Consider the following 21,900-nt stretch of genomic DNA (forward strand, 5'->3'; position numbering starts at 1 on the left):
GTTGACTCTCCAGCGGCTTGAGACGTCAGGGTGGTGGTCGCCACCGCTCATCTGGCGCTCGTCGAGCGGCAGATGGGGCAGTCGCGTACCCGGCGTGCCGTGCTGCGGGCGGTGGTGCGGCAGGACAGCAACGCCGGGCAGGTGGGTCTCGTGCACCGACTGGCGTCGATGTCCGACGACGACCGTGAGCAACTCGTGGCGGAGTTCTGGGCCGAGGTCACCGAAGGCCTCGACGTGGGGGAGTCCGTCGACCACCTGCGCCCGTGGCGGCCCCGGCTGCCGGCGGACCCCACCGGTGAGCAGCTCGACGCGTGGATCGAGCTGGCCGACATGGTGCGCGACGCCGGGTTCCGGCGGGCGGTCCGCGAGTACTTCGGTGAGACCTTCGCCGACGCGGCGGACCACGGGGGATCGTCCTCACCGAGCTGGTGGCATGGGGCCGGCTGCCTCCCGGGATCCCCGGACGGCCCCTCCTGGTCGGGGGCGGGCTGTTGATGCTCGTGGTCGGCGGTGTGTGGGGTGCGGCCCTGCGGGTGGTACACCTGGCGGCGCGGCGCGCTGGGACCGGACGACAACCGCTGACCACCCGCACCGACCCGGCTCGGTGGTCGCCCGTCCGCACCCGGCACTGCTGACTCGTCTCACCGGTGGCCGGGCCCGCGCGTGGCGCCCGGCGGGGACTCCGACGCGAGAAGGGCGAGCAGCTTCTCGACGCGCTCCGTGCCCGGCTGGTGGCCGGTCCGGGCGTGTGACTGTGCCGCCAGCCGTGCGCTGCGCCAGGCGGCGGCCATGTCACCAGCCCGGTACTCGGCTGCGGCGCGGGCGGCGAGCGCCCGGCCTTCGAGCAGCAGATAGCCGCACTGCCGCGTGATGGACAGCGCCGCATGGCACCAGGAGGGTGCCGCAGGCTCGTCGACTTCGGCGAGGCTGACGGTGATGTCGGCCTCGATGTACCGGTCCGCGGTGGTGCGTGCCGTTCTCAGGGCATCCAACAGGGTGCCGGGTTTCCCCTCGACGATGCCCAGGATGTGGAGGGCGAGCGCTTCGACCCGGGGCTCGGCCGGCGAGCGCGCCATGTCGAGCGCCTGCCGGGCGAGGCTGGCGGCCTGCGGCTGGTCACCACGATCGCAGTGGACCCGGGCCAGCGCGCACAGGGTGGTGGCCCGGCCGCGGCTGCCCGTCTGCTCGTGGAGTTCCAGTGCCTCGGTCAGCGTCTGTAGTGCGTCGTCGGAGCGGCCGAGAAGGTGGTGGACGACGCCCAGGTTGCTCAGGATGAGGGCCCGGCTGGAGGTTGCCCCGCCCTGGTGTGCCAGGGTGAGCGCCGCGTGGTGATGGTCTGCGGCTTCGCGGAGTCGTCCGAGGTCGGCGCAGACCAGCCCGAGATTGTTGTGGTTGACGGCGACGCCTGCGGTCCGACCGTTGCGCCGGTTGAACTCCAGTGCCTGCTCCATGACCCGCAGGGCCTCAGCCGGCTGGCCGGTCATCCGGAAGACGGGGCCCAGGTTGCCCAGCGCGGCTGCCTCGCCGTCGTGCCATCCCGAACGGTTCGCGCAGTGCAACGCCAGCCGGTACTCGTCGATCGCCTCGGGGAACCGTTCCAGCCGCCAGTGCAGGGCGGCGAGACTCAGCCGGGCCGCCGCCTCGGCCTGCTCGTGCCGGTCGGCCCGGGCCGCGGAAAGACCGATCCCCGCGACCTCGGACCATTGCGTGGTGTGCATTCCCAGCCACAGGTATCCGCGTAGCGCGTCCGCCAGCGACCAGGCGACGGTGTGCAGTCCCTGGTGTGCCGCGTGGCGGGTCACGGCGACGAGGTTGTGCCGGTGCGCGTCGAGCCAGGCGAGAGCGTCGACGTGGGCGGCGAATCGCATCGGTGCACCGGCGGGCGCGGGAAGCTGCGTGGGCACGCGTAACACCTGGGGATACAGCCGGTCGGCTGCGGCGTACACGCTGAAGAGGTACCACGACAGCAGGTCGCCCAGTCTTTCCCGGTTGTCCTCGATCTCCGCCAGTTCGGTCACGTACCGGCCGAGCAGGTCGTGGGTGCCGAAATGACCCGGCGTCCGCTCCTGTGCCAGGTGCGCGTCGGCGATACGGGAGAGCATGTCCGCCGCCTCGTCGGCTCCGCACCGCAGCATCGCGGCGGCCGACTCCGCTGTCACGTCGCAGCCGGGCACCAGGCCGAACAGCCGGAAGAGCTGCTGGAGTCGCGGTGGCAGCGTCTGGTAGGAGGCGGCGAACGCCGAACGCACCGCCGTCTGTTCGTCGTCACGGACGGTCAGCATGGTCAGCGGGTCGCCCGCGCGGAGCCGCGCCAGGTACCCGCTGACCATCTCCTGTGGTCGGCCGTGCAGGTCTGCTGCGGCGATGCGCAGGGCCAGCGGCAGGTGTGCGCAGTCACGGGCCAGTTCCGTGAGAGCGTCCCGCTGCCCGGCGACCCGTTCCGCGCCGATGACGCGGGTCAACAGTTCGGTGGCCTCCTGCGGCGCGAACACGTCCAACGACAGCCGCTGCGCGTCGTGCCGGGCGGCCAGCCCGCCGAGGCGGTCACGGCTGGTCACGATCACCAGGCAGCCGGCGCCGCCGGGCAACAGCGGCCGGACGTGCCCGGTGTCGCGGGCGTTGTCGAGCAGGATCAGCACCCGCCGGTCGGCGAGTACGCTGCGGTAGAGATCCGTCGCCTCGTCGACGTCGTCCGGCACCTGGGTGGGCGGCACACCGAGTGCGCGGAGGCAGCGCGACAACGCGTCCAGCGGCGCTACCGCCGCTCCGGGGGAGTAGCCGCGCAGGTCCAGGAACAGCTGCCCGTCGTCGAAGAGGGGCCGTACCCGGTGCGCCCACCGGATCGCCAGCGCCGTCTTGCCCACCCCGGCCGTCCCGATGATCGCGACGACCGTCAGGGCGCCGCTTTCTTGGGCCTGGCTCAGCATCGTGTCCATCGCGGCGAGTGCGTTGCCACGGCCGGTGAAGGTGGCCAGGCCGGCGGGCAGTTGGGCGGGGCGCAGACCAGGTCCGGTCTCCCGGGTCGCTGGCGCGGGCCTGCCCGGCGGAAACTGTTGCCGCAACACCCGCACGTGGGCCTCCGCGAGCCGCGGTCCCGGCTCGATGCCCAACTCATCGGCGAGCAGGCGGCGGATCCGCTCGAACACCCGCAGCGCCTCGGCCTGGTGCCCCGACCCGGCCAGCGCCGCCATCAGCCGCACCGCGAGACCCTCGTGCCACGGGTTCGCGGTGACCAGCTCGCGCAACGGCGCCACCGCGGCGGCGTGCCGACCGAGCGCGAACTCGGCGTCGAACAGGTCCTCGGAGGCGGCGAGTCGCTTGTCGTGCAGGCTGGCGGCGGCTGCCGGTACGAACGCGGCGGACGCGCCCGCGAGCGCCGGGCCACGCCACAACGCCAACGCCTGCCGCAACAGGGTGGTGGCCCGCTCGTGCCGGCCGGAGTCGGCGTACCGACGCGCCGTTTCGGTCAGCCCGGAGAACACCGCCACATCCAGGTCGTCGCCGGCCAGCTCAAGTCGGTATCCCCCGGAGTCCGAATAGATTGTTTCGGGTATACCGGCCGCGCGGGTCAGTTGTCGTAACCGGGAGACGCAGACCTGGACCTGTGCCCGTGCGCGGGTGGGCAGAGCTCCGCCCCACAGCGCCTCGGCCAACTGTTCCGCCGACACCACCACGTTGGCGTTGAGCAACAGAAACGCCAGCACCGCGCGTTGCTGTGGTCGCCCCAGCGGCACTCGCTCGCCCCGCACCACGGCCTCAACCGGGCCGAGCAAGCGCCATGTCATCCAGCCCCCACATCGATGTATCGAACATGATTCTATGTGTCGCCGCCAGGGCGGCTATCGGATGGCTAGCCGATGGCAAGCGGGGCCGCGCAGCCTGATGGAGCCGGGCGGACGGCCCGGAATCCGAGATAAAGGAGCTTCAATGGGACGAAGAATCCGCGCGGTTCTCCTCGCGATGACGGCGCTCAGCATGGTCGTCGCATCGTCAGGGGTCGCGCAGGCCGGCGCGTCGCGGCAGCCGTCGCAGCCATCGCAGTCGTCACTGCGCGACGCACGGGCCGCCGCAGCGGCGTCGAACGGACTGGGCCCCGCCGCGAAGGGCGGGATCGGCACCGCCGCGGCGTGGTTCACCGGCACCGTCGCGGCCGGCGGCACCCAGGGCTGGACCTGGACCAACGCCCCGGCCGACGCCGCCTACGTGGTCGGCTACAACCCGGCCGGCGCCACCACCTCGGCCACCTGCCAGTTCGAGACGATCAGCAGCCGGTATGTCCAGCTGTCCACCGGGGAGCGGCAGTTCCAGTTCACCCTCAAGAACGTCGGTTCGATCGCCTGTGGTGCGACGGTACAACTGGCGGCGGTGACCAGCACGTCCCTGGTCTCGACCGGGGGCGTCAACCCGGGTGGCACCCAGACGTACCTCTGGAACGTCCCCTGGAACACCATCTGGGTGGCCGGTCTCAACCCGAACGGCGCCACGAGCTCGGCGGCCTGCCAGTTCCAGGTGACACGCATCTGGACCGTGCAGCCGGGCAGCTCGCTCCGGCAGATCTGGGTGGAGGTCAAGAACGTCGGGACCATCACCTGCCAGGCCGACGTCCGGCTCGGCTCCACCACCATCGGGTCGCAGTTCACCATCGGAACCGTGGGCGGCGGTGGCACCTGGTCCACGACCTGGAACAACGCGAATCCCGTCACCTCGGCCTACGTGATCGGCCCGTCGCCCCAGGGCAGCGCCCCCACCTACTGCCAGTTCGAGGTCACGCGCGTGGTCTACATCCAGCGCATCAACAGTGACGGCTCCTCGCAGCGTCAGCTCGCGATGTGGTTCAAGAACCTCAGCACGCTCTCGTGTGGCGGGCTCGCCTACCTGCAAACCATCGCGGCCTGATCCCGCACCCGTCCCCGCGGTCATCGCGCGACGACCACCGTCGTCGCGCGGTGGCCGCGCCCCCTTGTCGCCGCCACTCGTGCCCGGGCTCCGCGCGGACTGCTTCGCCGGGCACCGACCCAGGCCCGCCACCGCACGAACCTGGTCGGCGGCGGCTGCCCCGCCCGACCTAGCGGCGTAGCCAGGCCCGGACCGCGCTGTCGGCACCGACGATCAGGTAGTCGGCCCGACGGTCGCCGTTCAGGTCGGCCAGGCGGACCTGGTCACCGGAGGCACCGATGCCGGTGGCGATCTCCCCCGCGAGGGTCCACCCGCCGGCGGGATCGTTCAGCCAGGCCCGCAGCCGGCCCGCCTCGTCGACGGCCAGGTAGTCGGCGCGGCGGTCGCCGTTGACGTCGGCGAAGCGGACCTCGGCGTCCGTGGCCCCCACCCCGGTGGCGATCAGGCCCAGATCCCCCCAGGGCGCCCCGGAGCCGCCGCGGTTGTTGTGCCAGGCCCGCACCCGGCCCGCGGCATCGACCACCAGGTAGTCGGCCTTGCGGTCACCGTCCACGTCGGCGAAGCGCACCTGCGAACCGGCGACGCCCACCCCGGCCGCGATCTCGCCCACGGAGTTCCAGACCCACCGGCCGTTGCCGTCCTTCCCGCCGTTGAGCCAGGCCCGGACCCGGCTGGAGTCGTCCACCACCAGGTAGTCGACGCGGCCGTCACCGTCGATGTCGGCCAGCCGTACCCGGTCACCGGTCGACCCCACCCCGGGTGCCGCGATGCCCTGGTAGACCCAGCCCCAGTTCTGGTCGCCGTCCCGGCCGGCGTTCAGCCACGCCGCGATCCGGCCGGTCTCGTTCACCACCAGGTAGTCCTCGCGGGCGTCCCCGTCCAGGTCGGCGAACCGTACCTGGGCCCCGGGCACGCCGGCACCGGGAGCGACCGTTCCCTGCCAGGCCCACCGGTCGACGCCGCTGAACCGGTCGTTGAACCAGGCGGTGATCACGCCGTTCTCCCGGATCGTCAGGTAATCGGCCCGGCCGTCCCCGTTGATCTCGGCCACGGCGACCCCGGACCGGGCCACCCCGACACCGGAGGCGATCTCACCCTGGTACTTCCATCCGCCTACGCGGGTGGCGAAATCGTTGAGCCAGGCCTTGATCCGACCGTTGTCGTCGATGACGAGGTAGTCGTCGCGGCCGTCGGCGTTGAGGTCCCTGAGCACCAGCCCGTCCCGGGTGACTCCGGCGGCGGCGGCGACCTGTCCCTGACCGATCCAGGCCGACCCCGTGCCGCCCCGGTTGTTGAACCAGGCCGTGACCGTGCCCTGGTCGTCGACCACGAGGTAGTCGTCGCGGCCGTCGCCGTCCAGGTCGGCGAACCGCACCCGGTCCCGGGTGGCGCCGACGCCGGTGGCGACGACGCCCGCCCCGGTCCAGCGTGAACCGGTGCCGGGCTGGTAGTCGTTGATCCACGCGCTGACCCGCCCGGCGTCGTCGACCACCAGGTAGTCGGCCTTGTGGTCGCCGTTGAGGTCGGCGAAGCGCACCTGGTCGCGGGTCGCGCCCACTCCCGAGGCGACGACGCCGGCGTACTTCCAGCCCCATCCGTTCGGTCCCGGAGCGTTCAGCCAGCCCGAGACCTGGCCTCCGGCGTCGACCACGAGGTAGTCGTCGCGGCCGTCTCCGTCCAGGTCGGCCAGCCGGACGTGGTCCCGGCTCGCCCCGACGCCCGAGGCCACCACGCCGGCCCAGTCCCAGCCGTCGTCGCCACCGTCGCCCGGCGACGGCGTCTCGGCGGCACACGCCTTCGCGGTGCCGGACACGGTGGCCGGCGGGGCGATCCAGCGCTCGCGCAGCGCGTCGCCGATCGCCGCCCGCCACGCGGCGGCCATCTTGCCGAACCCGGCGGCGTTCGGGTGGAGGTTGTCGGTCATGTCGGCCGCGGTGACGGCGGACATGTCGACCGTCCGCACGTACCTGCCCTGCGCGCGCAGGTTCGCGACGATCCCCGGGATCTGCCGGTTGTAGTCCTGCACCCGCGCGTTGACGGCCGGATCCTTGGACAGGATCAGGGTCGCCACCAGCACGGTGGTCTCCGGGGCCTGATCGAGCACGTCCTCGATCAGCCCGCGCAGGCGCTGCGGGGCACCCTCGGCGCCCTCGGAGCTGCGCATGTCGTTGGTGCCGATGTGCAGGGTCACCACGTTCGGGCGGTAGGACGGGATCGAACAGCTCGTCGCCAGCTTGTCGATCTGGTCGATCCGCCAGCCGGGGTGACCCTCGTGGTCGGGGTCGGCGAAGTCGCCCTGGCGCATGGAGCCGACGAAGTCGAGCGAGGTCGTCACCGACTCCAGGGAGTCGAACAGCTCGCGCCGGTACCCGTTGTTCCCCGCCGCGCCGACGCCGTAGGTGATGGAGTCGCCCAGCGGCATCAACCGCAGGTCGGTGCTGGGATCGGAGCGTGGCGGCAGCCGGGTGGGGCGCGGCAGCGGGTCACGGTCCGGCGGGGTCGTCGGCCCCGGGCCCGGGGCCGGGCTCCGCGGACCGATGCGCCAGCGTTGGGAGTGGCTGTCGTCGCAGACGGCGGCGATAGCCGGGGCCTCGGCCCGGTCCGAGGCCTCCAGGCACAGGTGGGTGGCCTCGTTGCGGAACGTCACCTCGGTCGGGAGGTCCGGGTCGTCCGGTTGCGAGTCGGCGACGTACTCCACCCGCCAGCGGTGCCCCTCACCGTCGTTGGTGGATCCCGGGTCGTCGCAGCGGTAGACCACCGCCTGCTTGGGCTGCGCGTCGTCGTCGCTGCGGTAGACGTCGAGGCAGTCCTCGGTGGCGTGCTCGGGCCGTAGCCGGATGAGGTTGTCCGCCGGGTCCACGGTCTCGAGCCGCCAGCGCTGGTTGCTGACGTCCCGGGGCGGATAGGTGATCACGGGGGAGTCGTCCCCGGACAGTCCCCGGAAGACGTCGAGGTAGCTGCCGGAGGTGACGGACTGGATCGTCTGGTTGGTGACCGTCGTCTCCCACTGGCTCTCGGGGATGCGGGCGGCGACCTCCCAGATCCGCTGCGGCCTCTTGTCCGGGTCGCAGTACTCGGTGACCATCGGCTGGCCGTCGAGCTCGGGCATGCTCAGGCAGGCGTCCGGGTACGAGACGTTGCGCCACATGGCCGGGCCGCCCTCCGCCGGTGGGTCCTCGATCGCCCACCGGGCCCCCGGGTCGTCGCAGTCCACCGGCAGCACCGGGTTCAGCGTCCGGTCCTCCAGCGGCTTCGCCATGCCCACGCACTGTTTCGTGCGGCGGTTGCGCAGGACGTTCCAGAAGTCCTCGGCGAGCAGGTGCTCGAACACCTGGTTCTCGTTGTTCTGCCGCCGGTAGGCGACGAAGGTGCCGTTGGCGGTCTGATCCAGGAACTCACCGTGATCGCTACGGATCAGCACCGGGTTGACGTGGATCGGCCGGACCGGTGCCGGCGGGGTGCGTACCGTGTTGTAGAAGACCGGGCGGTGGTCCGAACGCGGTGTGTCGGGCGACCAGGCGACGAGACGCAGGCCGGGAACGTTGCTGACCGCGTAGTCGTATTCGCTCCGGCTACCCGTGCGGGAGTCGTAGTGGGTCCACTGTCCGGTGCGGAAGAGATGCTCGTCCGGCTCGAGGTGCAGGGTCTCGTCCTCCGCCTGCGCGGTGGTGCGGTTGGTGATGTCGACGTTGTAGTCACCGGCCAGCACGAAAGACTGCCCGGGCCCCATTCGGGCCCGCGCCCGGGCCAGCAGGTCCTGCACGTCTTTGCCGCGCGCGTGGACGTTGAAGTACCAGACGTTGCCGAACCGGAGCCCCAGCAGCGGCCGGTAGCGGTAGGCGTTCGGGTCGCCCGTAACGGGGTCCGCCCGGAAAAGGGGGTTCTCGACGACGATCACGTCGTCGGCGGGCTGGTCGGTGACCGTGACGAGGTTGACCCGGCCACCCTCCCAGAGCATCTCGTTGGTGCTCTCGATCCACTGGGGGTCGGTCTGGAAGAAGTAGACGTGGTGGAGGGGGCCGCGTGAGGAGCCCTCAGGGGCCCACCGGGAGTGCTGTACGTACTGGACACCGCGGGGCACGCTCGGCCGTCGGATCGCTATGTCCTCGACTTCCCCGTTGAAGGGAACGGGGAGGCTCGGTCCGGCCTCCTGGATCATGACCACCGGGAAGCGGGCCGCCATGTCGGCGACCTGGTGGCGCCACCGGTTGCCGTTGTCGCTGCCCTGCATGTTGTAGCTGACGAAGGGCGACAGGCCGTTGGGGTCGACGGCGTGTGCCGGCGCCCCACCGCCGATCGCCACGGCGAGGCCGGCCAGCAGGGCGGCGACCACTCCGGCTGCCAGGCTGCGACGGGACGCCCGTTGCGGCCGGCCGGTTCGGGCCGTCACCGATGGATGCTGGGACGACGACATGGACGCCTCCGCCTGCCGGGCCGGTCACGGACGGCCACCCGCTCGGCGCTCCTGCGCCGTCAGCGGGGAAGGCGGACGGCGGGGCCGGCGCGGTTTCCCTGCCGCCGGAGAGCGTATCGCCCGTCGCGTGATCAAGCTGACCCGCAAGGCTCGGCTCAGCGGTTGGAACGGACCACGGCGACCGGGCCGTCCGCCGATCCCGTCGACGGGGCTGGCCGGGAGCCGGCGAGGCTATGCCGCAACGAACTTGAGTTCGATGAACCCGAACCTCAATTGATGAAGCGAGGCCGAGAGCTAAGCGTGGACCGTCATTGCTATTCCGGCCGGTGCGGCTTGTGGCCACAATGGACGGAGCGCTAACTACTCCGAAGGGACCCCGGTGAACCGCCGACTTCTGTCCGTACTGACGATCGTGGCTGTCAGCCTCACCGGCGCGGCCGTGGTGGCCGCACCGGCCCATGCCAGCGATGCGCCCGGCTTCGTCTGCAATTTGACGCAGAACACCTGGCTGCGGGCCGCACCGCACGGCTACGTCCTGCGTACCCTGACCGCCGGTCGCGGGTTCCGCGCGCACGCGGGCTGGGGCGAGGACAACGACAACTGGGTCTACGGCCATGGCGCCGAGGACCCGTCGCTGGATGGCTGGGTCCCGCTGGGCAACACCACCTGCTGAGCGGACGCGACTGAGCGGAACCTCTGGAGCCAGCCGGTTGGATGCCCACGCACCAGACAGGTCGGACACGCTAGTGGCGCTGACCGGGAAAGGCGGCCGGAGCGTCGGCCACCCCAGGCGCGCGGTGGACGGCGATCGGTTGTTCGGGCGTGAGGTTCCCCCGGTGGCTCGGAGGCTTTGATGTTCCCCGGGTTCGGTGGAGTCAGGTTGGTTGACTCGTCAGGCTCGTCATTCGTTGAGGAGAGACGTGCCGAGGAGATACCCACCCGAGTTTCGTCGTAAGGTCCTCGATCTACTCAAGGCTGGCCGATCGGTAGCGGAGCTGGTCCGTGACTTGGACATCAGTGATCAGACGATCTACAACTGGCGCCGCCAGGAGCTGATCGACACCGGTCAGATGCCAGGCGTGAGCTCCGCTGACCAGGCGGAGCTGGTCGCCGCTCGGCGGCGTATCGCCGAGCTGGAGACCGAGTTGGCCGTGCATCGCCGTGCGACCGAACTGCTCAAGGAGGTGGTGCCCCCAAAAGGCCGGTACGCGGTCATCCACCGGATGGCCGCTGAGGGGTTGCCTGTCGAGGTCTGCTGCCGTGTGCTCGAGGTCTCGGCTTCCGGGTACTACGCCTGGCGCAACCGGCCACCGTCGCAGCGGGCGCTGCGGCACGCGTGGCTGACCGAACAGATCCGTGCGGTGCATCTGGCCTCCAGGGGAACCTACGGTTCCCGCCGCGTGCATGCCGAACTACGGCTGGGCCGTGGACTCGTCGTGGGCTATCACGCGGTCGAGATGCTGATGCGCCGCGCCGGCATCCGCGGGCTGCCCGGTAGCCGGAGGCCGCGGCCCAAGCACCAGACCCCAACCGCGGCGGACTTGGTCAACCGCGACTTCACCCGATCGTCGCCGAACCAGTTGTGGGTCACCGACATCACCGAACACCCGACCCGGGAGGGCAAGGTCTACTGCGCAGTCGTGCTGGACACCTTCTCCCGAAAAGTCGTCGGCTGGTCCATCGACGCCACCCAGACCGCCACCCTGGTGACCAACGCCCTGAGCATGGCCATCAGCAACCGCCAACCTACCGGCACCGTGATCCACTCGGACCACGGAGTCCAGTTCACCTCATGGGCCTTCACCCGCCGGGTCCAGGAAGCCGGCCTGGCACCGTCGATGGGATCCATCGGCGACTGCTACGACAACGGCATGATCGAGTCGTTCTGGGGCCGAATGCAGACCGAACTGCTCAACCGCCGCCGCTGGCGCACCCGCATCGAACTAGCCAATGCGATCTTCGAGTACCTAGAGATCTTCCACAACCGGCAACGCCGCCACAGCTCACTGGGCATGCTCACCCCGAACGAGTATGAGAGGCTCCACCCGATCGCCCTATCCGTCGCCTGACGCCAACCAACACGGCTCCGAGAAACCCGGGGAACATCACTTTGATTCCCGGGTTTCACGGGATTCTCCGGCGAACCGGGGGAACCTTACCGGGATGTCGAAAAGCCGCAGGACTCGGATGAGCCTGCGGGGGTTCCTGCTCGACCAGTACGACCGGGTCATGGCCGTCGGGACCGGCATCCAACTCGCCCTTGCCCGCAGGGTCACCACGACCACCACCATCGGCGCGGTGATCGGCGGCGTGGCGACCGCCGTGGTCTACATCCTGCTCGGTGTGCTGCTCATCGACGGGCAGATCCCCTCTCGCCGCCGCCGCGACCCGTGTCACCGCCGTCCAGTCCGCCCAACGGTCCCTCGCGGTGGTCACCTTCCAGATCGACCGCGTCTACACCGAAATACGCCAGGCCCGGACCGACCGGCTCTGGCAAGTCCACCCTCGCCGCCATGCTCGCTACCCTGCGCACCCCCACCGGCGGCGCCATCCACTACACCGGCCGACCGGACGGCGACTGGGACACCGATGCGCTGCGGGCGCGGATCGGGGTGATGACGCAGGACTACCACAAGTGGCCGTTCACCGCCGCCACGAACATCGCCGTCGGCGACGTCACCACCCACGCCGAGCAGACCCGCATCGAGGCCGCCGCCTCCCGCGCGGTCGCCCACGACATGATCACCGAACTCTCCCACGGGTACGAGACACTGCTCGACCGCACCTTCGCCGGCGGGCAGGACCTCTCCGGCGGCCAGTGGCAACGCATCACCGCCGCCCGTGGGTTCCTGCGCGACGCCGACGTACTGATCATGGACGAGCCGTCGTCCGCCCTCGACCCCCGCGCCGAGGACGCCCTCTTCCGAGCCATCCGGGACCGGCAGGGACACGCCATCACCATCCTGATCACCCACCCATGGCCACCTGATGGACGCCGACGGACGGTACGCGGAGCTGTTCACCCTGCAAGCCGCCGGCTACGACACCACCGGGTCCGCCGCGACGGTGCCCCGCCGAACCGTCACGGCATGACGGAGCACGCCATGACGAAGCCGAACCCCACGAAGCCGAACCCCACGAAGCCCTCGCCACCAACGCTGGTGATCATTCGGGGGAACTCCGGCAGTGGGAAGACCACGACCGCCCGCGAGGCTGCACACCGAACGCTACGCGGCCGTGCTGCACCAGCTCATCGACGATCATCCCGGCCCGGCCGCGGTGTTCTACCTGGACGTGTCCTTCGACGAGACCGTCCGCCGCCACCTCGGCCGTGAGGAGCCGATTCCCGTCACCCCCGACGAGATGCGCACCTGGTACCCACCGCGACCTGCTCGACATCCCCGGGGAAACCGTCATCGATGAGACCAGCACCCTCGCCCAGACGGTCACCGCCATCCCGCACGCCAGCGGCCTCACCACCGTCGCGCCGCAGACGCCCTGCCCACGACGACGCCCACACTGCGCCCGCACAACCGACCACACGGTCATGGGGGGTGGAGCCGGCGTGTTGGCTGGATCGGCCGGGCCGGGCGTGGCGGCCCAGCCTGGCCGAACCGCGATCCTTCGACGGCCGAGCACGTAGGGAGCATCCGCGGAGGCGCCCGACCGGACTGGGCCCTGTCCCGAAGTCGGTCACCGCCGGTCATTGATGTCGGCGAGGTGGGTGGCGGCTTCGTGGCGGGCGGCCAGTCCTTACGGGACAACTCCGACGAAGGTGGTGTGACCCTTGCCTCACCATCGACCAGTCTCTATTGTTGTTGGAAAGCGCTTTCCCGTCCCAAGTGCTCATGCTCGAAGGGTGAAATCAGATGAGACGCAAAGTCGCCTCGCGGTGGCTGGCCGGCGGTGTCACCGTGGTCGCAGGTGCCGTCGTCGCCCTGGCGCTGCAGATTCCCAGCGCCTCGGCCGCCACGAACCTGAGCCTCGGCGCCGGCGCCGACGGCTCCAGCAAGGCCAGTGGCACCAGCTACGGCAACGTCATCGACGGCAACGCCAGCACCTACTGGTCGCCGAGCGGCTCGACCGGCACGGTCTCGGTCAAGTGGGACAGCGCCACCACCGTGTCCTCGGCCGTCATCGTGCAGGCCTCGGGCGGCGGCTCGATCAGCGGCTGGCAGCTCAAGAACTACGACACGGGCGCCGTCCTGGCCAGCGGCAGCAGCGCCCCGAGCACCATCAACTTCTCCTCGACGTCGCTGAAGAAGGTCTCCTTCGTCATCACCAGCGCGTCCGGCACCCCGCGGATCGCCGAGTTCGAGACGTACTCCAGCGGCGGGTCGAACCCGACCACCGGTCCGACCTCCGGCCCCACCAGCGGTCCGACGTCCAGCCCGACCAGCAACCCGGGCACGCCGACCGGCGCGTGGCCGTCGTCGACCGGCTCGGTCAGCATCTCCGGCACGGTCAACGTCTCCGGCACCTTCGACGGCGGGATGAAGACCTACTGCTGCATCGGTGACGGCGGGCAGAGCGAGTCGCAGGACCCGATGTTCAAGATCGCCAACGGCGGCACGCTGCAGAACGTCATCCTCGGCTCGCCCGCCGGTGACGGCGTGCACTGCGAAGGCACCTGCACCCTGCGCAACGTGTGGTGGAACGACATCGGTGAGGACGCCGCCACCTTCAAGCAGACCAACGGCGGCACCTCGTACGTCATCGGTGGCGGCGCGCGCAGCGGCAGCGACAAGACCTTCCAGCACAACGGCAACGGCACGGTCAACATCTCCGGCTTCTACCTGAAGGGGTCCGGCAAGCTGTACCGCGGCTGCGGCAACTGCACCACCTCGTACACCCGCCACGTGCGCATCGACAACGTCCTGGTCGACGACATCGACATGCTCGCCGGCATCAACAGCAACTGGAACGACACCGCGACGATCACCCGTGTGGTCGTGATCGGTTCGGCCACCATCTGCGGCAAGTACAAGGGTGTGCCCAAGGGTAGCGAACCCAGCTACCTCGGTGAGGGCTGGAACGACGCCAACTGCAAGGTCAACAGGAGCGACGTCACCTTCCGGTAGCCATCCCGGACGAGTGGGGCACCCGCCGCCGGGCGGGTGCCCCACTGCGTCGCATCGGGCGGGATGCAACGCCTCCGACGTCCGCGACCGAGCAGCAGGAACGGAAACAGGAGGCCCCGGACGCTGTCAGCGTCACGTCAGCAGCGGGAGTGCCTGCTGGCGGACGTCGACGTAGCGTTCGTACACCCCGGGGGTGCCGGCGGCGGTGATCTCCTCAGCCTCGACCGGCCACGGCGGCGGCTCGGCGTCGCCGGACAGCGCCCAGGCCGCCTGCCGCGCCGCGCCGAGCGCCACGTACTCGGCGGGGCGCGGCACGCTCACCGGTGCGCCGAACAACGCCGGCGCTATTGCCCGCACCGCGCGGGACCGGGCCGCGCCACCGATCAGCAACACCCGGGCGACCGGGACGTCCTGAGCGCGGAGCGCGTGGAGGGCGTCGGCGATGCCGCCGAGCATGCCCTCCACCGCGGCCCGCGCCAGGTTCGCCGCCGACGCGTTCGCCCGCGTCAGGCCGGCGAGCAGACCGCGTGCGTCGGGCAGATTGGGGGTGCGTTCCCCGTCCAGGTACGGCAGCAGCGTCAACCCGCCCGCGCCGGGTCGTGCCGAGAGCGCCAGGTCGTCCAACTCGGCCAGTGACCGACCGAGCAGGTCGGCGACCGCGACGAGCACCCGGGCCGCGTTGAGCGTGCACACCAGCGGCAGGAACCGGCCGGTCGCGTCGGCGTACCCGGCCACCAGGCCGCTCGCGTCGGCGGTCGGTCCGTCACTGAGCCCGTACACGCACCCCGAGGTGCCCAGCGAGACCAGCACGTCACCCGGCCGCAGGCCGACGCCGAGCGCCCCGCCCATCGTGTCACCGGTGCCGGCCGAGAGCAGCGCGCCGGAGGCGGTCTCCCCGACCACCTCGGCCGGGCCGGCGACCCGGGGGAGTGCCACGTCCCGGCCGAAGGCCAGCCGCACCAGGTCCCGCCGGTACGCGCCGGCGGCCGGTGACCAGTAGCCGGTGCCGGACGCCTCGCCCCGGTCGGTCGTCGGCTCGCCGCCGTCCGCGCGCAGCCGGTGGGTGAGCCAGTCGTGCGGCAGCAGCACCGTGGCGGTGCGGTCGGCGAGTTCGGGCTCGGCGCGGGAGAACCAGCGCAGCTTGGTGACGGTGAAACTGGCCACCGGCACCAGCCCGACGGCGTCGGCCCACGCCTTCGGGCCGCCGAACTCGGCGGTCAGGTCGACGGCGGCGCGCGCCGAGCGGGTGTCGTTCCAGAGGATGGCGGGGCGCAGCACCTCGCCGGCCTCGTCGAGGCAGACCATGCCCTGCTGCTGTCCGGCGACGCCGATCGCGGCCACACCGTCCAGCAGGCCGGCGCTGGCCTGCTGGTATGCGGCCCACCACAACCGTGGATCGACCTCGGTGCCGTCGGGGTGTGGGGCGCGGCCTTCGCGGAGCACCTCGCCGGTCTCGGCGTCGCAGACCACGACCTTGGTCGACTGGGTCGACGAATCGACCCCGGCGACGAGGGTTCTCGCGCCACGCATGGCGGTGCCTCCGTAGCTCGGTGGGACCCGACCCTACGTCCGGCGACCGTATTAGTTCAATGGCTTGACAAAATTAGCCGTCGCGACAGCGGTGCCCCGACCGTGCAGCGCCGACCCCGATCACCGTTCTGCCGTCAGGGTTTCCTGCCGCTCCGGGCCGTACCGCTCGACGAGCACGGTGCCGATCGCGGACAGGTGGTCCAGCACCCCCGCAGGGCCGGTCACCTCCAGGTAATCGACCAGCCCGGCAAGCTCACCGGCGAGTTTGTGTTCGTCGTTGCCACGGATCACGACCTCGACGCGGCCGTCGGTCGTGGCACCTCCCACGTCGAGGCGGGCGCCGAACCCCATCCGGAGCACGCCGATCCCGTGGGGCACGCACCTCGCGTATGCCTCGACGGGTGTCCGCCGGCGTTCGACCTCGTCGGCGATCTCGCGCCAGCTCCCGGCGAGGTCGAAGTCCTCAGGCCGGTGCACCGGATCGGCGGTCGGGTCGACGGACGACACGCGGTCGATCCGGAAGGTCCGCCGGCCGGCCTCGGTGCCGGCGACGAGATACCACGACGGGCCTTTGGCGACGATGCCCAGCGGGTGGACGGTTCGTCCGGTGACGTTGCCGTCGCGGTCGACGTAGCCGAGCCGGACCTGGACGCCCCGGATCACCGCGTCCTGGAGTTCGTCGACGAAGCGCGGCGGTCGGGGTTCGACCCGGCTCGACCCCCATCGTTGCGGGTCCATGACGAGCGCCGCCGCCGCTGCTTCGGCCTGCGCCCGGAACGGCTCCGGCAGGGCGTGGACGAGCTTGCGCAGCGCCGCTTTCACGGCCGGCGTGACGGTCGAGGCCGGGCCGGCGATCAGGAACAGGGCGCGGGCCTCGCCCGCGGTCAACCCGGACAGGTCGGTACGGGCACCACCCACGAGACGCCAGCCGCCGCCCCGGCCCTGCACGGAGTACACCGGCACGCCGGCCATGCCCAGGGCGTCGAGATCGCGGCGGGCGGTGCGTTCGGAGACCTCCAACTCCCGGGCGACCTCCGCCGCGGTCACCTGCCCGCGATGTTGCAGCAGCAGGACGAGGGCCATCAACCGGTCGGCGCGCACCCGGACAACACTGGCACGGAAACCGGTCAGGAGATGACCGGTATCGGTCCGCAGGATGCCGACATGACATTCGACTTTCCCGAGCCCACCCACATTGCGGTCAACGGCGTGCACCTCGAAGTCTTCGAAGCCGGCCGGCAGAACGCGGGCAACCCCGTCGTGCTCTGCCACGGCTGGCCGGAACTCGCCTACTCCTGGCGCTACCAGGTGCCGGCCCTGGTTGAGGCGGGCTACCACGTCATCGTCCCGAACCAGCGCGGCTACGGCACCTCGTCCCGTCCCGCCGACGTGACGGACTACGACATCGCACACCTGTCGGGTGACCTCGTCGCCCTCCTCGATCACTACGGCTACGCCGACGCCACCTTCGTCGGCCATGACTGGGGCGCATTCGTCGTCTGGGGCCTGACCCTGCTGCATCCCGACCGGGTCAACGGCGTGGTGGCGCTGAGCGTGCCCTACCAGGAGCGCGGAGAGACGCCCTGGATCGAGGCCATGGAGGCCGGGCTCGGCGGCGACTTCTACTTCGTGCACTTCAACCGGCAGCCCGGCGTCGCGGACGCCGTGTTCGAGGAGGACACGTTCCGGTTCCTGCGGAACCTGTACCGCAAGAACCTGCCCCCCGCAGCGCCGCAGCCGGGCAACACGCTGATCAACCTCGCCCGGGCGGAAACCCCACCCGGGGAGCCCGTCATGAGTGACAGCGACCTGGCCGTCTTCGTCTCCTCCTTCGCGTCGACAGGATTCACCGGCGGCATCAACTGGTACCGCAACCTGGACCGCAACTGGCACCTGCTGGCCGACGTGGACCCGGTCATCCGACAGCCCACCCTCATGATCTACGGCGACCGCGACCCGGTCGCGAAGGCGGAGAGGCTGACGGCATTCGTGCCGAACGTGGAGGTGGTCAGTCTGGACTGCGGTCACTGGATCCAGCAGGAGAAGCCGCAGGAGACGACCGAGGCGATTCTGAAGTGGCTGGGCCGGCGGGGGACCGCCTAGCACCTCCGCTGGACACGCGTTCCACGATCCGAGGGATCGCGTGTGCTCGCCGCTGGTCATGTCCCCCCGGCGTGGTGGGTTGGTGGGGTCGCCACCAACCCACCCGCGAGCGTCGTCGTTGCGCGCCCACCAGCGACGACGGGCCTTTGGTAGCCTCGCGAGGTGAGTGCTCCCCAAGCGGACTGGTCAGGGCTGCCGGCCTCCCGGTAGCCCCAGATGCCCCAGTCCCTCCACTGACGATCCGCACCGATCCGGTCGGCGGCGACGTCGTTTGAGTTCCTGCGCATCCGAAGCACCGGCAGTGCCACACGCCTGCCACTCGTCACGTTCCTGCTTCGGAAGGCACGCTCATGCCCGTCCTCCTCTACCTGCTCGCCGTCGCGGTGTTCGCCCAGGGAACCTCGGAGTTCGTCCTCGCCGGCATCCTTCCCGGCATCGCCAGCGGCCTGGAGGTATCGCTCGGCCGAGCCGGGTTTCTCACCTCCGGCTTCGCCCTGGGAATGGTCATCGGCGCGCCGGCGATGGCCGCCGCTGCCCGCCGGCTCTCACCCCGCTGGACCCTGACCGGGTTTCTGGCCCTGTTCATCGCCGCGCACGTCATCGGCGCGGTCACCGACAGCTTCGCCATCCTGCTGGCCTCACGGATCGGAGCCGCGTTGGCGAATGCCGGGTTCCTCGCCGTCGCACTCTCGACCGTGACGCGCATCGTCCCAGCCGAGCGGCACACCCGCGCGCTGGCAGTCATCCTCGGCGGCACCACCCTCGCGCTGATCGCCGGAGTGCCCGCCGGCGCCTTCGTCGGCGACGTACTGGGCTGGCGTGCCACGTTGTGGGCCATCGCGCTGCTGTGCCTGCCTGCGCTCGTCGCGATTCTGGCGGCCACGCCGACCCACCCCCGGCAGAGCGCCGGAACGGGAGCCGGGAGCGCCATCGGCCGCGAGTTGGCGAGTCTGCGTCGGCGTCCGGCGCAGGTGAGCATCGTGCTGGCCGTGCTGGTCAACGCCGCGACGTTCGGCACCTTCACCTACCTGGCGGCGATCGCCACCGGGCCGGCCGGACTCACCGACCGCGCCGTACCGCTGCTGCTCGCTGTCTTCGGGATCGGCGCGTTCCTCGGTGTGAACGTGGCCGGGCGGTTCGGTGACCGGCACCGGCGACCCCTGATCACTGTCACCGGGCCGCTGCTCATGGCGGGCTGGGCGCTGCTGGCGTTCACCGTTGCCAGCCCCGTGGCGTTGTGGTTTCTCGCCCTGACCCAGGGCGCGTTGTCCTTCGCGTTGGGCAGCACGCTCATCGCCCGGATCGTCGCCACCACACGCGACGCGCCCACGATGGGTGGTTCCTTCGCGACCGTCGCGTTGAACATCGGTGCGGTCATCGGACCCATCGCTGGCGGTCTCACCATCGGAGCGCTCGGCGTGCGCGGCCCGATCGCCGTCAGCTGCGTGCTGGTGATTCTCGCCGTCGGCGTCTGGTCCACCTGTCGAGCTGCGCATCGGCAGGATCGAGGTTCACCGGGGCGGTGACACCGAATGGGCACGGGTGCACGCGGCGGGCGCCAAGGCGCAACGCTGTGGGGCCAGGGTCACCGGGCCCGCGATCCTCCTGAGGAAACGAGGATCCTGCCGCTCTGTAGCATGCGTTCATGTATGCGCTCTACGCCTGGGGAAACTTCATCAGCGAGGTCGGACTCGACCGGCGGCCGGCCTGGCTCGACCCGGCGGTGCTCCGCGGCGAACGACAGATCGTCGACGACAGCCTGATGATCGGCGACACCGACACGCTACTGGTCGACGGTCCCGGCACCCTCTTCGCGATCGATGACGACGACAAGAACCTCGTGCCCGGTAGTGAGCTCATCGGCCGCGACCTCAGCGGTGTCACGTGGCGGGTCTCCCGCATCCGCGCAGCCACCGACGGCACCCGCGAGGACGCCCTGCGCATCGTCGCGGCGGCCGAGGAGGATGGCGACTTCTACGAGGAAGACGAGCGGTACGAGTACAACTCGGTCCCGGTCGGCGAGATCGTCACCCTCTGGGAAGACGCTCACGGCCAGTGGACGCTGGCCCTGGTCGAGCTGTGAAACAGGGTGACCACGGACGGCACCGGCGTCAGCCGGACAGGCTGCCGTGCGCATCGTGACCAAGGCAGCCTGAGCAGGTAGGCAGGGGTGTCTCGGTGGTGCGGACAGGACGAGGCTCCCGGTAGGACAACAGTCGACACAACGTGAGCCTCGTTCCCCCGGCGACCAGACTCGGTGGTGGAACCCGGCGTCGCGCCCTGCCGGAACGGCGCGGTACGGCGGACGTTTGAGTACGCACTACTCAGGACATGCCTGCGACGGCTACCTAGGTTCGCCCTCATGATGTCCTCTCCCACTATCGCTTCCGCACATACCTGGTTCCGGCGCGCACTGACGACCATCGCCTGCGGTGCCCTTCTGCTCCCCACGACCCTCGCCTCGCCGGCCAGCGCCGACGACGATCGACGCCACGACCGGCTCTCCGACCTGCGGGTGTGCGACCTGTCCGCCTGCTACCTGGCGGTGGGGGTCGTGGACTCCGACGGTGACGGCGTCGCCGACGCCGACGAGACCGCCCTCGGCTACGACCCGCTCGACCCGGCGAGCACCCCGCCGCTGTCCCTCGTCCTGGACGCGACGATCGACGGGAAACTGCCGACCTACGAACTCGGGTACGGCACGTGGGCCGTGTTCCCGGAGGACTTCGTCAAGGGCCTCGAAAAGAAGTGGCTCAACCTGCAGGAACTGCCCGGGGGTATCGAGCCGAGCCTGCCGTCGGAGGTCTTCGGGATCCCCACCCGTAGGGGCAGCATCGCGCTCGCCGGGATCGACGACGGGCTGCTCAAGGGCCTCGGCATCGAAGCGCCGTGGAAGACCGGCCTGACCTTCGGCCTGACCCTCGACAGCGGCGGCAAGGAGATGGGGATCGACCTCGGCCGGTTCAACGGCAGCTGGTACGGCGCGTACGACGGTGTGACCGCCTGGTGGGCAGCCAGCCACGGCGGCGAGAAGAACACGAGCACCGACAACGGGACGAGGTACACGGAGTACGGCGACGGGTCCTCGTCGACTACCAAGGCCGGCACGCCGGGGTGCGAGGAACTGTGTACGTCGAGCAGCCGGACCGAGTACTACGACCCGGAGCTGAACAAGGCAGGGGAGTCGACCGACGAGGCGTACTACGACCTGAGCGGCAGGTACCACACCGAACGGACGCAGCGCGACCAGAACGGGAAGACCGTCAGGGAGACGGAAACCGTCCACACGAAGAACAAGGACGGCAGCACCACGATCACGAAGGACACCACCGAGTACGAGCGCGACAAGAACGGCAAGACCACCGGGACGACGAAGACCCGCACCGAGCGGACGGTCGACAAGAACGGCAAGGAGACCTCCTCGACCACCAAGACCCAGAAGTGCGACGCCAAGGGTGAGAACTGCACCGATGCGATGACCACCGGTGATGAGGGCACCGGCCTGGCCCTGCCCGGCACGGCCTGGCTCTCGCACAAGGAGGCGGCCGCCGCGCTCGACAAGCTGTTCACGATGAAGGGCTCGACGGTCACCCCGGTCCAGGACGCACCCTCCGTGATCGGCGTCCTGACCGACGACGACGTCAAGGCGGCCCTGCGCCACCGGGACCTGATCTCCCTGTTCGCGGGTGACGACATCAGCACCCACGTCGGGGCGACGGTCCTCGGGACCGGCTGGAACACCGCCGCGCCAGAGAGCCGCCCCGACCTGCCCAGTCCGCTCGACGGGGCGACCGGCGGCGGCGGGGCTCCCGGCAGCGGAGGCTGCTCCTCCGGCGGCGGTACCTGCTGAGAACGCTGTCCGACGGCGGTGCGGCT

14 protein-coding genes and 1 pseudogene are annotated in these 21,900 nt (G+C 70.6%); 11 read left to right on the plus strand and 4 right to left on the minus strand.

Annotated elements, in window-relative coordinates; genetic code table 11:
* Positions 1–30: 30 nt before the first annotated feature.
* Complete coding sequence (locus tag FJK98_RS11945; RefSeq protein ID WP_205789421.1) at positions 31–495, plus strand: hypothetical protein; 465 nt, start codon at positions 31–33, stop codon at positions 493–495.
* A gap of 146 nt (positions 496–641) precedes the next feature.
* Here FJK98_RS11945 and FJK98_RS11955 read toward each other — a convergent pair whose 3' ends face one another.
* Positions 642–3,704, minus strand: a complete 3,063-nt coding sequence (locus FJK98_RS11955; RefSeq protein WP_168222433.1) for an AfsR/SARP family transcriptional regulator — start codon at positions 3,702–3,704, stop codon at positions 642–644.
* A 223-nt stretch (positions 3,705–3,927) separates the two neighbouring features.
* Here FJK98_RS11955 and FJK98_RS11960 point away from each other — a divergent pair, with 223 nt between their 5' ends.
* Positions 3,928–4,896 (plus strand): hypothetical protein, encoded by a 969-nt coding sequence (locus FJK98_RS11960; RefSeq protein ID WP_145919092.1) that lies wholly within the window; start codon positions 3,928–3,930, stop codon positions 4,894–4,896.
* A gap of 169 nt (positions 4,897–5,065) precedes the next feature.
* Here FJK98_RS11960 and FJK98_RS11965 read toward each other — a convergent pair whose 3' ends face one another.
* Complete coding sequence (locus FJK98_RS11965) at positions 5,066–9,286, minus strand: FG-GAP-like repeat-containing protein (RefSeq protein ID WP_168222434.1); 4,221 nt, start codon at positions 9,284–9,286, stop codon at positions 5,066–5,068.
* Positions 9,287–9,689: 403 nt separating this feature from the next.
* On the opposite strand from FJK98_RS11965, the gene FJK98_RS11970 reads away from it, so the two are divergent.
* From FJK98_RS11970 to FJK98_RS11990, 5 genes and pseudogenes are all read left to right on the plus strand, one after another.
* Positions 9,690–9,983, plus strand: a complete 294-nt coding sequence (locus FJK98_RS11970; RefSeq protein ID WP_145919094.1) for a hypothetical protein — start codon at positions 9,690–9,692, stop codon at positions 9,981–9,983.
* A 247-nt stretch (positions 9,984–10,230) separates the two neighbouring features.
* Positions 10,231–11,379, plus strand: a complete 1,149-nt coding sequence (locus FJK98_RS11975) for an IS3 family transposase (RefSeq protein ID WP_145919019.1) — start codon at positions 10,231–10,233, stop codon at positions 11,377–11,379.
* A 124-nt stretch (positions 11,380–11,503) separates the two neighbouring features.
* Positions 11,504–12,403: pseudogene (locus FJK98_RS11980) on the plus strand (ATP-binding cassette domain-containing protein); the annotation flags it as partial.
* A gap of 144 nt (positions 12,404–12,547) precedes the next feature.
* Positions 12,548–12,733 (plus strand): hypothetical protein, encoded by a 186-nt coding sequence (locus FJK98_RS33955; RefSeq protein ID WP_240762765.1) that lies wholly within the window; start codon positions 12,548–12,550, stop codon positions 12,731–12,733.
* A 446-nt stretch (positions 12,734–13,179) separates the two neighbouring features.
* Positions 13,180–14,391, plus strand: coding sequence for a pectate lyase (locus tag FJK98_RS11990; RefSeq protein ID WP_145919095.1), 1,212 nt, complete (start codon positions 13,180–13,182; stop codon positions 14,389–14,391).
* A gap of 132 nt (positions 14,392–14,523) precedes the next feature.
* On the opposite strand, the gene xylB is transcribed toward FJK98_RS11990, so the two are convergent.
* Both xylB and FJK98_RS12000 read right to left on the minus strand, forming a co-directional pair.
* Positions 14,524–15,921, minus strand: coding sequence for a xylulokinase (xylB, locus tag FJK98_RS11995; protein WP_145919096.1), 1,398 nt, complete (start codon positions 15,919–15,921; stop codon positions 14,524–14,526).
* Positions 15,922–16,041: 120 nt separating this feature from the next.
* A complete protein-coding gene (locus FJK98_RS12000) occupies positions 16,042–17,022 on the minus strand; it encodes a YafY family protein (protein WP_145919097.1) in 981 nt (326 codons plus the stop codon).
* Here FJK98_RS12000 and FJK98_RS12005 point away from each other — a divergent pair.
* The 4 genes from FJK98_RS12005 to FJK98_RS12020 all read left to right on the plus strand — a co-directional run bounded on the left by FJK98_RS12005 (position 16,978) and on the right by FJK98_RS12020 (position 21,874).
* Complete coding sequence (locus FJK98_RS12005) at positions 16,978–18,024, plus strand: alpha/beta fold hydrolase (RefSeq protein WP_240762767.1); 1,047 nt, start codon at positions 16,978–16,980, stop codon at positions 18,022–18,024. The genes FJK98_RS12000 and FJK98_RS12005 overlap by 45 nt on opposite strands.
* 350 nt (positions 18,025–18,374) lie before the next feature.
* Positions 18,375–19,550, plus strand: coding sequence for a Cmx/CmrA family chloramphenicol efflux MFS transporter (locus FJK98_RS12010; RefSeq protein ID WP_145919098.1), 1,176 nt, complete (start codon positions 18,375–18,377; stop codon positions 19,548–19,550).
* Positions 19,551–19,669: 119 nt separating this feature from the next.
* Positions 19,670–20,107 (plus strand): hypothetical protein, encoded by a 438-nt coding sequence (locus tag FJK98_RS12015; RefSeq protein ID WP_145919099.1) that lies wholly within the window; start codon positions 19,670–19,672, stop codon positions 20,105–20,107.
* A gap of 279 nt (positions 20,108–20,386) precedes the next feature.
* Entirely contained in the window at positions 20,387–21,874 is a 1,488-nt protein-coding gene (locus FJK98_RS12020) for a thrombospondin type 3 repeat-containing protein (protein WP_145919100.1), read from the plus strand.
* Positions 21,875–21,900 lie beyond the last annotated feature (26 nt).

Source organism: Micromonospora sp. HM134 (assembly GCF_007833915.1).
GTDB lineage: Bacteria > Actinomycetota > Actinomycetes > Mycobacteriales > Micromonosporaceae > Micromonospora > Micromonospora wenchangensis.